This window comes from Mesorhizobium sp. BR1-1-15 (assembly GCF_020165475.1).
Lineage (GTDB): Bacteria > Pseudomonadota > Alphaproteobacteria > Rhizobiales > Rhizobiaceae > Mesorhizobium.
In genome coordinates, this window is the sequence record NZ_JAIUIF010000016.1 from 1 (window position 1) to 14597 (window position 14597).

Annotated in this window: 10 protein-coding genes and 1 pseudogene; 9 read left to right on the forward strand and 2 right to left on the reverse strand. The window is 58.6% G+C overall.

The window, feature by feature from the left end:
• A pseudogene (locus tag LB541_RS28650) lies at positions 1-92 on the reverse strand (molybdate ABC transporter permease subunit); the annotation flags it as partial.
• Between the two features lie 606 nt (positions 93-698).
• Between LB541_RS28650 and LB541_RS22965 the strand changes: the two are divergent.
• From LB541_RS22965 to LB541_RS22975, 3 genes are all read left to right on the forward strand, one after another.
• The gene (locus LB541_RS22965; protein WP_140498426.1) at positions 699-1373 is read left to right on the forward strand and encodes a hypothetical protein; all 675 of its coding nucleotides are present in this window, start codon (positions 699-701) and stop codon (positions 1371-1373) included.
• A gap of 538 nt (positions 1374-1911) precedes the next feature.
• Positions 1912-3261, forward strand: a complete 1350-nt coding sequence (locus LB541_RS22970) for a UDP-glucose dehydrogenase family protein (RefSeq protein WP_224619687.1) — start codon at positions 1912-1914, stop codon at positions 3259-3261.
• Positions 3258-4286: an NAD-dependent epimerase/dehydratase family protein gene (locus LB541_RS22975; RefSeq protein WP_140581285.1), complete on the forward strand. Its 1029-nt coding sequence runs from the start codon at positions 3258-3260 to the stop codon at positions 4284-4286. The genes LB541_RS22970 and LB541_RS22975 overlap by 4 nt, the downstream gene beginning before the upstream one ends.
• A gap of 57 nt (positions 4287-4343) precedes the next feature.
• Here LB541_RS22975 and LB541_RS22980 read toward each other — a convergent pair whose 3' ends face one another.
• Complete coding sequence (locus LB541_RS22980; protein WP_140498428.1) at positions 4344-5243, reverse strand: formyltransferase family protein; 900 nt, start codon at positions 5241-5243, stop codon at positions 4344-4346.
• Positions 5244-5676: 433 nt separating this feature from the next.
• Here LB541_RS22980 and LB541_RS22985 point away from each other — a divergent pair, with 433 nt between their 5' ends.
• The 6 genes from LB541_RS22985 (at position 5677) to cysN (ending at position 14593) form a co-directional block, all read left to right on the forward strand.
• Positions 5677-6660 carry a sulfotransferase domain-containing protein gene (locus LB541_RS22985; RefSeq protein WP_140513529.1) on the forward strand — a complete coding sequence of 328 codons (984 nt, stop codon included), beginning with the start codon at positions 5677-5679 and terminating at the stop codon, positions 6658-6660.
• 17 nt (positions 6661-6677) lie between these two features.
• Positions 6678-7781, forward strand: a complete 1104-nt coding sequence (locus LB541_RS22990; RefSeq protein WP_140567303.1) for a glycosyltransferase family 4 protein — start codon at positions 6678-6680, stop codon at positions 7779-7781.
• Between the two features lie 372 nt (positions 7782-8153).
• Positions 8154-9974: a sugar transferase gene (locus LB541_RS28655; protein ID WP_140498431.1), complete on the forward strand. Its 1821-nt coding sequence runs from the start codon at positions 8154-8156 to the stop codon at positions 9972-9974.
• A gap of 288 nt (positions 9975-10262) precedes the next feature.
• Positions 10263-11666: a lipopolysaccharide biosynthesis protein gene (locus LB541_RS23000; protein ID WP_224519136.1), complete on the forward strand. Its 1404-nt coding sequence runs from the start codon at positions 10263-10265 to the stop codon at positions 11664-11666.
• Positions 11667-12662, forward strand: a complete 996-nt coding sequence (cysD, locus tag LB541_RS23005) for a sulfate adenylyltransferase subunit CysD (protein ID WP_224619688.1) — start codon at positions 11667-11669, stop codon at positions 12660-12662. It abuts the gene before it with no gap.
• On the forward strand, positions 12662-14593 hold the full coding sequence (cysN, locus tag LB541_RS23010; protein ID WP_224619689.1) for a sulfate adenylyltransferase subunit CysN: 1932 nt from the start codon (positions 12662-12664) through the stop codon (positions 14591-14593). The genes cysD and cysN overlap by 1 nt, the downstream gene beginning before the upstream one ends.
• The last annotated feature ends 4 nt before the right edge of the window (positions 14594-14597 follow it).

Below are 14597 nucleotides of genomic sequence, written 5' to 3' on the forward strand. Positions count from 1 at the left end.
AAGCCGAGCGTCAATCCGAAACCCGGAATGACGCTCGGCTGTCGAAACCGCCAACCCGCCCGAGCGGGTGCTGTGATGGCCACTGCTGTCATGGAGTTCCGGATCGCCCCACTCTTCAAGCCAGATTGCCCTTCGCTATGACTTCAAGAGCCTTGGGCGTGCAAGTTCGTTGAAAGATACGGCGCCTACTTCCATTCGCCCAAAGGCGTGTGGATTTTCTTCCTTCGCCGTCATTCGGGCTTTCTCCAGCTCTTCTGACTACTCCTTACTGCGCAGGTCTCCAGGTCTGGTTGGATGAGCACCATCACCGAAATGATAGGGTACGCGCATTCTTCAATCGTCGAAAAATTAAGCCAGAAGTTTGCATGTCGCGACCAGCGTTGGGTCCCGAGCATCCACCGCGCGCATACCGCCCGGCAGACGGCGTTCGGCGGATCGGACGGCAGAATTTGCAGACGTCGTCGTGTGGACCAGGCGACGCCGACAATGACGAAAGCGAAGCTATGGCAGCAAGTAGTAGCGAACACAATCCCGCGCGGATCAGCCGACAGTCGGAAGTGGGACCCTTGCTCAAAAGAATAGGTTGGCCACGCCACTAAGATATCTCACGCGTTCCCGTGATGGCCTTCTACGCAATACAAAACCAACGCATCATGGAGCGCATAAATCAGATTAGAAATCCGCCTGGGGAGGAGGATATGAAAAACATCTCAAATGACCTGATGGAAATTGCCGGCCGAATTCGCCCTGCGCGGGAAGCCTTCGCGGAGGCGGACAGGAGGAGGGTCGAATCCGCTTTGGAGGCAGGACGACTTCTTTGCCAGGCCAAGGACGACTGCCTGCACCAGCAATGGATGGCTTTCCTGAGATGGGCCGATATGGATGAACAAGAGGCTCGAAAGCTGATGCAGCTTGCCCGCGCGGGACTGACATCGTGCGTCGTTTCGGAAATCGGCGGCATCGATGCGGCACTGGCCTATCTTGTGGAGGCAAGATTGCCCGAGCCGGAAGAGTGCCTAACCGTGGGCCGCGTAGGCTGGCCGGAAAAGAACACGCCCTTCGCGATTATCAAACCCAATGCCGCGCATCCCGGCTATTACGATATCGCCATTGCCGACATGTGGGCCAATCCAGCAACGGTTTTCTCATCGAGAAAGCCGCTTCGGGGGGAAAGCATGAGGCAAGCCGACGGATCGTTCTTCAACAGCCTCTGGCATATTGTCGATCGTGAATTGGATGTCCCGCATTCGCAGCGCGAGTTCCAGATGATGCCGGCGGATCTGTTCTCGCGAGATGGTGCCTTCCTCTTCGCCAAGCCTGTCTCCGCGGCTGACAGTGCGACGGAAAGCGAGGCGCACAGCTACATTCTTTGAATGTTCGCCGGCAAATGCGACCGCGCGCAACCCGCAACAATTCCATTGCATGGACCGGAAAAACGCCCTGCCGGCCTCGGCGTGCTCTGCCTAGCCTTGTTCGTCACGGCAGAACACTCCAGCGCGCCGTCTCACCGGACGAAGATCTATCAAGCTCAGGCGAGGCTGTTCGAGGGCAATTTCCTGACTCGGCTCCCGGACGGCAAGTTGAAGCGAGAACCGAGCTACCTCTAGGAACATGGCAAGAAGACCAAACGGCAGCCGACCGGAATTTTTGACGGAAAATGAACTCAAGCAATCGACGCGCCAATAAAGCGCCGTCAGCCGGCTTGCAGCCGAGCGTGGCTACGCGCCAGATCATCTCGTCTCGTCCATTTGCAATGGCCATCAGCACTTAGCGTTGTCAAACCGCGCCAGACGACCGTCCGGGCCCATACCAGGTCTCGGAAGTGGTAATGTCTTATCCGATTGCGCACTCCATTTTCTTGGCCGCTGCTGGCTTAATCGCGTCAGTTGTCATCATCAGAGTGGCGGTTACATGCGCATCGCGATTGTTGGTTCGGGTTACGTGGGTCTTGTATCGGGCGCTTGCCTGGCTGATTTCGGCCATCAAGTCGTCTGCGTCGATAAGGCGGAGGCCAAGATTGCCGATCTCCAGGCCGGAAGAATGCCGATCTATGAGCCAGGTCTCGACGACCTCGTCGACAAGAATTCCGCGAGCGGCCAGCTCACCTTCACCAGCATGCTTACAGCGGCAGTCGCCGATGCGGACGTGGTGTTCATTGCGGTCGGGACGCCTTCGAGGCGAGGCGACGGCCATGCCGATCTGTCCTATGTCTACGAAGCGGCCCGGGAAATCGCGGCCGCTGTTCACGGGTTCACCGTGGTGGCAATCAAATCCACGGTGCCGGTGGGCACGGGGGATGAGGTCGAACGGATCATTCGCCAATGCAATCCCCTGGCCGATGTGGCCGTCGTCTCCAACCCGGAATTCCTGCGCGAAGGAGCCGCGATCGACGACTTCAAACGACCAGACCGGATCGTTATCGGCCTCCCGTCGGACGAGCGTGGCCGGGAGGTGATGGCGGAGGTGTATCGGCCGCTCTATCTCAACCAGGCACCCATCCTGTTTACCGGCCGCCGCACGTCCGAGCTGATCAAATATGCGGCCAACGCCTTCCTGGCGCTCAAGATCACGTTCATCAACGAGATCGCGGATCTCTGCGAGAGCGTGGGCGCGAACGTGCGCGAGGTAGCGCGGGGCATCGGGCTCGACAATCGCATCGGCTCAAAGTTCCTGCACGCCGGCCCGGGCTATGGAGGATCCTGTTTTCCAAAAGACACGCTGGCTTTGGTCAAGACGGCGCAGGACAGCGGCGCGCCATTGCGCCTGATCGAAACGACGGTTGCCGTGAACGACCAGCGAAAACGCACCATGGCGCGCAAGATCGTATTTGCCTGCGGCGGAGATGTCCGCGCAAAGACAGTGGCCTTGCTGGGTCTTACCTTCAAACCCAACACCGATGACATCCGTGAAGCGCCTTCCCTCTCGATCATCCAGGCCTTGATCGATTTTGGAGCACATGTCCGAGTGTATGACCCCGAAGGCATGGAACAGGCGAAAATCGTGCTCGGCACAAGCGTAAGCTATGCCGAAGGCGCCTATGAATGCGCCGAGGGCGCCGACGCGCTGGTCATCGTGACCGAGTGGAATCAGTTCCGCGCCCTGGATTTTGAACGACTGTCCCGCACGATGTCGAAACGGGTGGTGGTCGACCTGCGCAACATTTACCGGCGGGCAGACATCTCCAAGCACGGCTTCGAGTACGTGAATATCGGTGAGGGAGCGGTCGGAGACAAGGCAGTTTTCGCCGCGGCCGCGGAATGAGGTATCTGGTCACCGGCACCGCAGGATTCATCGGTTTTCACCTGGCGCGTCGGCTGCTCGACGACGGTCATCGCGTCACCGGCTTCGACGGCATGACGCCATACTATGACATCGTCCTGAAGCAGTCCCGACACGCCCTGCTTGAAAGATACGACGCCTTTCGCGCCCATATCGGCCAACTGGAAGACCTGGATGCCCTTCGCCGCGCCGCGGACTCCGCCCGGCCCGATGTGATCGTGCATCTGGCCGCGCAGGCCGGTGTCCGCTACTCAATCGACAATCCGCGAAGTTACACGGACAGCAATCTCGTCGGCTCGTTCAACGTCCTTGAGCTTGCGCGTGATCTCAAGCCCCGGCATTTGCTCCTTGCGTCCACGAGCTCGGCCTATGGAGCGAACGACAAGATGCCATTCGTCGAAACCGACAAGGCTGATTGGCCGTTAACCTTCTATGCGGCCACGAAGAAGGCGATGGAGGCGATGGCGCACTCCTATTCACATATCTTCGGAACGCCGACCACATGTTTCCGCTTCTTCACCGTATATGGCCCCTGGGGCCGGCCCGACATGGCGCTCTTCAAATTTGTCGACGCGATCGAGAACGGCCGTCCGATCGAAGTGTATGGCGAAGGCCTGATGAAGCGCGATTTCACTTATATCGATGATCTCGTCGAAGCCATCGTCCGACTCGTCGAATGCACGCCTGCGACAGGTCGCGCGGCGTCCGCTCCCGGCGTCGTCGACACGCTGTCACCCGTCGCGCCGTGGCGTGTCGTCAACATAGGCGGCGGCGAGCCTGTCGGGCTGCTGCCTTTCATCAAGACGATCGAGAACTGCCTGGGCAAACGCGCCATCCGCAAGATGTTGCCGATGCAGGCTGGCGACATGCGGGCAACCTATGCCGACCCCCGCCTGCTGGAGACCCTTACGGGCTTTCGCCCTTGCACCAGCGTCGAGGACGGGGTGACCGCCTTCGTACGCTGGTATCTGGAAGAACGGCCATCGCGGCCGACAATCGCCGCCTGAAGCGCGCAGACCTGTGCTCCGTGCACGCGCCTAGGTCCTTGGCGCGACACAGGTTGGTCATGCCGAGGCCAGCTTGGCATGTATCCTGGGCCTTTCGCCATGCCAGGATGTCACCTCAATGGCGGCTCCGTCTCCACAAAGCACTGTAAAGCCGCTGTCGGTATGAGTTTGGACCTGGCCGGTCAGCCCGATATGGCGCCCAGGCGGGGCAAACATGCGCGCCTTGTCGATCACGATCTTGGCACCGGCAGTGAAAGTGAAGGCGCCCGGATAGGGATCGCCGATGGCGCGGACGAAACGAAGGACATTCTCGGCAGCATCGCTCCAGTCGATTATTCCGTCATCGGCCGTGCGCTTTGCGCAATAGCTGGCAAGGGATTCGTCCTGCGCGACGCCCACGGCCTTGTCACGACTTATCGCCGAAACGACAAGCGGCGTCATCTCGAACAGTGCCTGCTTGTGCTTGTCGTAAAGCGAGCGCGCGGTCTCGTCCGGTGCCACGGCAAAAAGCTTCTGGAGGACGATAGGGCCACTGTCGACACCCTCGTCGAGCCGGAAGAAAGTCGAGCCCGTCTCCTTTTCATTCGCAATGATCGTCCAGGGGATCACCGCCCTGCCCCGAAAACGCGGTAACGGCGCCGGGTGAAAGCCGATCGAGCCATATCGGGCGACCGAGCGAAATTCGCCGCGGCAGATTTGCGACCAGCCGACCACCATCGTCAAATCGGGCCGCTCGGCTTCGAGCCTGTCGATCGTGTCGGGCGCATTGATGTCCTTGGTCAGGTGGACCGCGGCCCCGGCCAGACGTGCCGGCCCCGCCAGATCGACGAAATCGGAATGGCGTTTGGAAGCTTCGCCCGCAAGGGTGACAAGCAGCGAAGGCGTCATGCCAGCTTCGACAAGGGCATCGAATGCGACCCGAGATCCCTCCACCGCACCGACAAAGGCTATGCGCATGAATTCAAGGCTCCAACTCACCGGCGTGAGCGATAGATGGACACAGATCTCTTCTATTGTCTGCTTCGTTTCTGCGCCCAAGTCCTCCTTTAGAGGTAAACGGCAGCCGGCGATGCATCCCTATGTGCAACTCGTCCCTTCAAAGAAAGCTGGGTATTTAGGGGTTGCGACAGCGGGATTGGAATACGCGATGGACAGCTTCGCCGGCTTGGCATTTCTGGATCGCAGCGCCACTACAGTCGGGAAGGGCGGATCTGATCTGCTACGCATGGCGATCCTGCTTTCTGGACGCCGACGCATTTGTGCTTTCGTCCCGCTACGAAGATTGCGCGGTACCACTCAAGGCCATGGCCGGCAGCCCGCCCATCGCGTCCTTCGACTGCGACGTCATACATGCTGCGCTACGATCCCCAAGGACTGAAGACCTGTCACCATGCTGACGACCACCCGTCTGACATTGCATAAGATCGACGCCCGGATCAGGATGACCTGGGCTGCGTCGGGCGCAGACGCGTTTCTTGTCTCCTATCCCGAATCCGGAGCAACCCAGCTTAGACATATCCTTTCGGAATACTTTCGTCGCCACGCCAACGGCGAAAATGTCCATCTTTCGCCAATGTTCGAGGTTCTTCCGGATTTCGATCTCGATCCGACGAGGGGCATCCCGGCTTTTCGTTACACAGATGAGCGCCATCGTGTGCCGCTCGTCCTGGTTTCGCACCTCACCTATAGACGCTCGCTTTTTCTCAACCGACCCATCATCTTCATGACTCGAGATCCGCGCGACGTAATCGTGTCAGCTTATTTCGATGCCACACGTCACAAACGCTGCTTCGAAGGCACCATGGACGCGTTCATTGCCGATCGCGAACAAGGCCTGCCGGCTCTGATAGTATATCTGAATGATTGGGGTAGAGGTCTAAAGCATCACGTAAGTGCAGTATTGGGCTATGGGGAACTGACGGAAGACCCTATGGGTGCCTGCACGCGTATCCTGAGATTTCTCGGCCACACACCGTCCGTGCGCGCGCTTCAGGATTCTATCGACGCCTCGCGTTTCGATGTAATGCGTGAGCATGAGATGGCGGGCGGCCTAGCGGCCCACGATGGCGAAAGCCAGCATGCGCGTCCCGGCAAGGTCGGCGGCTTTTCCGATCATCTTAGTGATGCGCAAGCCGAACTCATTGAGCAGACCTGCATCGACTGGCTAACTCCAGCCGCGATCGAACTGCTTGCCCGTGGCGGAACGCGGCTCGCATGCGGCTGGTATGAACTTCGCCGCCAATTCATGGATGAACACGGCCAAGGCGAGACGATCAAGAGAGATCTTCCTGTCGTCGAATCCCTTTCCACCAATCCATGCAGCAACTTGGCGGAGATCGCCGAGAAGTATGGAAATAATCCATCGACGTCCTGACGTTAAGAGGGGAGTAAATGCGACTTGCGATTGTGCAGGCGGGCCTGGGTGCAGGAGGGACGGAGCGCGTCGTCAGTCTGCTTGCCGCAGATCGATGCAGGCGCGGAGATGAAGTCCATCTATTTGCTTTCGTGGGAGAGCAAGACAAGAGCTATTTTGCCCTGCACCCGAAGGTCACCGTCCACAGACTTGTAGAGGATGGAGCTTCGCGGCTTTCGAAACTCGGATTTGTCCGCAGCTTGCGGCGCGTGGTCGTGTTGCGCGCGGAATTCAAGCAGCTTCAGCCCACTCTGATCGTTTCATTTCTAACAAAGATTAATATTCTTTGCCTGCTGGCGGCGAAAAATCTTGGCATCCGGGTTATTATCTCGGAAAGAAACAATCCCAAAGCGCAGAAAAAACATGCCGCTTGGCGGCTCGTTTCTGGCATCATACTTCGGCAGGCGGATCGGCTCGTCATGCAGACTGATGCGATTGTCAAGACGCTTCCGGATACGCTCAGAAAAAAAGCCCACGTTATCGGAAATCCTTGCGAGGTCATCGGAAATCCGTGCGAGGCGACCGATGCCTACAAAGACCATGGCAATGAGATGTTTCGCCTGGTCGCCGTCGGACGCCTGGTGGAACAGAAAGGCTTCGACACGCTGATAAAGGCGTTTGCTAAAATCACTACCGAGTTTCCGGCATGGGCGTTGACAATCTTCGGCGAGGGACCTGATCGGGTTCTTCTTCAACGTCAGATCGATGCGTTGGATTTGGAGGACAGGGTAAAGCTTGCCGGCATTACCGAGCGTCCGGGCGAATGGGCGCGCGACGCCTCCCTCTTTGTCCTGCCGTCACGCTACGAAGGCTTTCCCAACGTGCTGATCGAGGCGATGGCGGCAGGCCTGCCCGTCGTCGCAACGGACTGCGATTTCGGTCCATCCGAAATCATCGAACCAGGCGTTTCGGGTCTGCTGGTACCAGTCGACGATGTTGCCGAGTTGGCATCCGCGATGGCATGCCTGATGCGAAACAATGCTCTTCGCCACAAAATGGGTAGATCGGCCCGGAAAACGATCGATCGGTTCTCAATGCAGCAGATTGCGGAGAAATGGGACTCCGCTTTGACGAAATTCTGAAAATGAAGGCAATCGATCACGAACTCAGTTATTCAGGTGCGCGATCTACGAATGAAAAATATCCGATGCCGGACAAGAACACCTCGAGCGTTTTCAAATCTGGCGCACATATCCTGATGTTCATCCGGAGAATGATCTTTGATAGGCGCACTTTACAGCCAATGTAACTAAAAGCGGCGACCTGTCGCGCGTGGAAGGCAATGCCCGCACATCGTCCCTGATTGGGATCGGTCTCAAGACACAAGGCACATGTAGACTTCGAGATTGTGTCCCGTGGCGTGGCCTGGCTTTTGACCACTACGAAGCCTTGCGGTTGGCCAGAGGACGTATCAGCGAGCTGCGGCAGGCATGCCGATGAAAGGAGCATCGCTCATGAAACGCACGTTCGACCTGCTCGGTGCCGCCTGCCTTCTGCTGCTGATGTCGCCCTTCATCGCGGTGCTTTCAATAGCAGTCGCGCTGCTTCTTGGGCGGCCTGTTTTTTTCCGCCAGGAACGTCCCGGCCTGCACGGGAAACCATTCAAGATAATCAAGCTCAGAACGATGACCGATCGTCGGGATCGTCATGGCCGGCTGCTTCCCGATGCTGACAGGCTGACTGGCTTTGGCAGCTTTCTGCGCGCAAGCAGCCTTGATGAGCTGCCCGAATTGATCAATGTATTGCGGGGTGAGATGAGCCTCGTCGGGCCTCGTCCCCTCTTGATGGAGTATCTCCCCCGCTATAGCCCTGAGCAGGCGCGTCGTCACCAAGTCATTCCCGGCATCACAGGTTTGGCGCAGGTGAACGGCCGCAACGCACTTGATTGGGAGAACCGCTTCGTCCTGGACGTCTGGTATGTCGATCACCGGACCTTCGCACTTGACCTGAAAATTCTCTGCCTGACCTTTTACAAGATCTTCACCCGAGAGGGGATCAGCGCCGCGGGACACGCCACCATGCCCGAGTTCATGGGCTCGCAGGTTTTGCAGTCGGGCGGGCCGTTGAGGACGTCTGGATCGCGCCTGCCACGGTTGGCCGCAAGGGTTGCAGCCATCGGTATTCTGCTAGAACTTGGGACTGCCGCTTTCGTTTTTGTTGTCGATCCATATGGGATCAACCATCATCTGGAGATTCCTGATTTCAATGCCGAAAAGACACATCGCCTTTCGATCGGTACGACAGCCGAGCGCTCACTACGTCTATGGCTCACCGACTACGACACTTTGATCCTCGGCGGCTCGCGGGCGCGCGTCGGGCTTGATCCCGCCGGACCGAGCCTAGCTAGGCTGAAGGCCTACAATGCCGCGGTTCCGCATGCGAGCATGGTCGAACTCTATGACATTGGCATGTTCGCCCTGGCTCACGGCGCACCCCGCCGGATGATCGTCAATCTCGATTTCTCCATGTTTGAGGCGGACCGAACGGAAACCCAAGATTTTCCGGAGTCCGGCTTTGCCGGAGTTCCAATGCCTATCGTTTATGCGCGGTCCCTGTTCTCCCCCGAAAGCTTTATCGACGCTTTGCGGACGGTGCACGCCAACAGCATTGGATTTCGGGAGACCGACAAGGAAGACGGTTTTCACCAGATCATGTTGGCACATAATTACAGCTACAGACAGGTGTCCGACCAGAGGCTGAATCGGTTGATGGCGGAGTTTTCGTCTCCCGGCAGCTTCGATTATGACATCACCAGAATCGGCCTGTTGCATGACCTGCTGGATCGTCTCACCGCCGCTGGAGTAGACGTCACGCTCTTCATTTCGCCGATACATGCTCGTCAGATGGAAGCACTCAGGGCCATGGGGCTACTCCCGGTTTACGACCGCTGGCGTGTGGATCTGACGTATACCGTAAGTCAGGTCAACGCATCCAAGACAGCCACGTCTGAAGTGAAACTGTGGGATTTTAGCGGCTATAACTCCGTTACAATGGAAGACATTCCGGATCCGGGCGATCGTCATCAGACGATGCGGTGGTACTGGAGCTCTGCGCGTTACACTCCGGCCTTGGGAGAGTTGATGCTGGATCGCATGCTCGGCCAAGCCTATTCGGGCCCGTCGGATTTCGGCATATCTCTTACCGGATCCAACCTTAGATCAATCCTCGACCAACAGCGAAAGAGGCGCACCATATATGTCGTGCTTCATCCCGAGGAGATTAATAGGATATGGAGCCGTTTGCTTTTATTTAAATTTACAAAGCCAAATATCTAGGCAATTTTCTCTTTATTAGTTCGGTATGTCTTATAGTTCTACTTTTTTGTTCCGCATATATTTAGCGATAAAACGGCCATGAAGCTGCTACCGCTAATGGGGTAGGCCATCGGTCGTAGCGGCGATCAGGTCCTAGCTTATTGGGGTTGCGACAGGACCAAACTTGGTCGTGGCGGCTTTCTGGTTTCTGCCGATGATGGATGCATCGGCAGAAACAATCCCGGAGAACGACCAAGGGACGCGTACTGCCGATCAAGAATGAGCGGGGCGACTTTGGCTACGGTTGCGATGATCGGAAGACTGGCTCGACGGGTGCTGCAAGCTGCCAGGCGCAAGAGTGCGGGCCGCACGCGCCTGGCCAATATCGCACACCTTCTGACCGGCAATTTTCTTGGCTCATTGCTGGCGCTTGTAGCCTTTACGCTTTCAGCACGAGCGCTTGGCGTGACGAACTATGGTGAGCTTGCATTGATCATCGCGTTCACAAGGGTCGTCGAGCGCGTTGTCAGCTTCCAGTCGTGGCAGCCAATTATCAAATACGCAGCCGGCATGAACGCATCCGAGGGCCACGAGAATTTGCGCGTCCTCATGAAGTTCGGCCTGCTTATCGATGTCGGCGCCGCTGTCAGCGCCTGGGTCGTCGCCATTGGCGCGGCCCTTCTCATTGCGCCGGTTTTCGGTTGGTCGACGCAAATTGTGCATCTTCTTGTTCTCTACTCCAGCGTTCTGCTATTTCAGATTTCCGGCGTCCCCGTGGCTGTCCAACGCATGGCCGGCAACTTTCGCCTCCTCGCCTATGGGCAGCTGCTCAACGCCGTTCTGCGCGTATTGCTGTGTCTGCTCGGCGTGCTGCTCAACGGCGATCTCGCTTACTTCACGGCGGTTTGGGCCGGAACGCAGATCCTCGGCTCCCTGGCGCTCCTGACGCTGACCATGCGCGCGCTACACAGGCAGGGTGTCCACAATGTCCTGGGCGCGCCTTTGGCCGGCATCACACGCCGCTTCCCTGGCATCTGGAATTTCGCGTGGTCGTCGAACATCTCACTCACTTTGCGCGCGAGCGCGCAAGAACTCGATACGCTGCTGGTGGGATGGCTAGCCGACCCGGCCTCGGCTGGCTTGTACCAGATCGCCAAGCGTATAGGCCGCGTCGGCCAGCAAGTAGGCCCGCAGGTGCAAAACGTTCTCTATCCCGATGTCGCCCGCCTTTGGGCAAAAGGCAGCATCGAGGAATTCAAGCGGGTGATCTTTCAGACCGAAGCCATGCTGCTCTGCTTTGGCGTCATTTGCGTCCTGGTCGTGGCGGTGCTCATCCGGCCGCTGCTCGCCTGGACCGCGGGACCGGAGTTCATAGGCGCAGCCAGCCTCGTCATCGTGCAGATGGTGGCGGTCACGTTCGTGCTTTCGGGCTCAGCCGCCCGCTCGGCGCTGCTTGCCATGGGCCGGCAACGTGAGGTGTTGCGCATTGTTGTCGTTGCCACAGCCGCCTTCCACGTGACGGCCCTCCTGCTCATCCCGCGGATCGGCGCGATGGGGGGCAATATTGCCCATATCGTCCTGGGCATTCTGTGGGCCTTCGGCCTGGCGCTTTCGTTGCGACAGGCGCTCAAGACCGCCCATCATCCCGACCGGCAAACCCCGCCGGCGGACGCTCTCAACCAAGCAAGTCTTGCCCCTTCAAAGGCGATCTAGATGTCTCTTGCACCTCAAGCTCTTGCGCCTCAAGCCCAGGCACCTCAAGCCCTGGTCACTTTGCCTGCAGCGCAGCGGCGCTCGCCTTCCTCTCCTTCGTGGCTCACACATCTGCAACGACTCGAGGCTGAATCAATCCATATCATTCGCGAGGTCGTCGCCGAACTGCGCAACCCGGTGATGTTGTATTCGGTGGGCAAGGACTCGGCCGTAATGCTCCATCTCGCGATGAAGGCCTTCTATCCGTCGCAACTGCCGTTCCCCCTTCTCCACATCGACACGACGTGGAAATTCAAAGAAATGATCCGTTTCCGCGACGAGACTGTCGCGCGGCTTGGCCTGAAGCTGCTGGTGCGTCGCAACGAGGCCGGCCTGGCCGAAGGGATCACGCCATTTACACATGGCTCGTCGACCTACACGCAGATCATGAAGACGGAGGCGCTGAAATCGGCACTGACCTCGCTCGGCTTCGACGCCGCTTTCGGCGGCGCGCGGCGCGACGAGGAAAAGAGCCGCGCGAAAGAACGGGTGTTTTCGCTGCGCAGCGATAGCCATGGCTGGGATCCAAAGAACCAGCGCCCGGAACTATGGAACCTCTACAACGGCCGGCTGAAACCAGGGGAGTCCGTCCGGGTCTTTCCTCTCTCGAACTGGACCGAAACCGACATATGGCAGTACATCATGAGGGAGAACATCCCCATCGTCTCGCTGTATTTCGCGGCCAAACGCCCCGTGGTGGAGCGCGACGGACAGTTGATCATGGTGGACGACGATCGTCTGCCGCTCCGCCCAGGCGAATCCCCCGAAATGCGCTCGGTACGCTTCCGCACGCTTGGCTGCTATCCCCTCACCGCGGCCACTGAAAGCACTGCCGCGTCTGTTCCCGAAGTGCTCCAGGAAATGCTTGTCGTGAGGACCTCCGAGCGATCAGGTCGGCTGATCGACCATGACGAGGCAACCTCGATGGAAAAGAAAAAGCGCGAGGGGTACTTCTGATGCTGGGTTTTGCTCAAACCGCGGAACTCGAATCTTCTTCGATAGACGAGATCACTTCGCAATATCTTGCTGTCCACGAGAAGAAGAGCCTGCTGCGATTTTTGACATGCGGCAGCGTGGACGACGGCAAGTCGACGCTGATCGGCAGGCTGCTCTACGACACGAAGCTGCTGATGGAAGACCAGCTTGCCACACTTACCCGCGATTCCCAACGCCACGGCACAACCGGCGGCGATCTCGACTTCGCCCTTCTGGTCGACGGTCTGGCCAGCGAGCGCGAACAGGGCATTACGATCGACGTGGCCTATCGTTTCTTCGCCACGGAACGGCGCAAATTCATAGTCGCCGACACGCCCGGCCATGAGCAATACACCCGCAACATGGCTACTGGCGCATCCAATGCCGACCTGGCGATCATTCTTGTCGATGCGCGGCAGGGCATTCTGACCCAGACACGCCGACATTCCTTCATCGTTTCGCTGCTCGGAATCCGGCATGTCGTCCTTGCGGTCAACAAAATCGACCTGGTCGATTATTCGCAAACGGTATTCGACGAGATCGAGGCGACCTATCGAAGCTTCGCGGAACCGCTTGGCTTCGCGTCTCTGGATGCCATCCCGCTGTCGGCGCGTTATGGCGACAATGTTCTTTCGAAAGGCGAGAACCTGCCCTGGTATCGGGGCCCGACGCTCATCGAGCATCTGGAAACCGTCGAGGTGGAACGAGACCGCCGTAGCGCGCCTTTCCGGATGCCGGTGCAATGGGTCAATCGCCCGAACCTCGACTTTCGCGGGTTTGCCGGCACCATCGCCGCCGGCGTGATCCGGCCGGGAGACCGTGTGGTCGTGGCACGATCCGGCGTGACGAGCCTGGTCAAGCGCATCGTCACCCAGGACGGAGACCTGTCGGAGGCAGCGGCCGGCGAGGCTGTCACGCTGACGCTCGAAGACGAGATCGACGTTTCTCGCGGCGACGTCCTGGCGGGGGCGGCGGAGCGCCCGGAAGTGTCAGACCAGTTTGCGGCCCATCTGCTCTGGATGCACGAGGATCCATTGATCCCCGGCCGCCCGTATCTGATCAAGCTCGCCACCAGCGTGGTGGGTGCGAGCGTTACGCAGATAAAACACCGGGTTGACATCAATAATTTTGCAAAACTGGCAGCAAAAACCCTCGAGAAGAACGACGTCGGCTTCGTCAACTTGACGACACAGGCACCGCTCGCCTTCGACCCGTTCTCCAACGTGCACGAAACCGGCGCGTTCATCGTCATCGACCGGATCAACAACCACACGGTCGGTGCCGGAATGATCGACTTCAGTCTGCGCAGGGCGAACAACGTCCATTGGCAAGCACTGGATGTCGACATGAATGCGCGGGCGATCGCCAAAGGTCAAAAGCCCGTGGTGCTGTGGTTCACAGGCCTGTCGGGCTCCGGAAAGTCGACGATCGCGAATCTCGTGGAGAAGCGCCTCCATGCGATCGGCAGGCACACCTACCTTCTGGACGGCGACAATGTTCGCCATGGCTTGAATCGAGATCTCGGCTTTACCGACGCGGATCGCGTGGAGAACATTCGTCGCGTCGCCGAGGCCGCCAAGCTGATGGTCGACGCGGGGCTGATAGCGCTCACTTCATTCATTTCGCCATTCCAGGCGGAGCGGCGGATGGCGCGCGACCTCTTCGGCCCAGGGCAGTTTATCGAGATCTTCATCGACACACCACTGGAGATCGCTGAAAGCCGCGACCCGAAGGGCCTTTATCGACGCGCCCGAAATGGGTTGATCCAGAATTTCACGGGCATCGGCAGTCCCTATGAGCGCCCGGAAGCGCCACAGATCACGGTTACGCCGGATCTGAGCGCCGAGGAGGCCGCGGAAGTGATCGTCAGCTACCTCGAACGAGGCAGCTACCTCGGAACCGCGACCGGGTAACAGG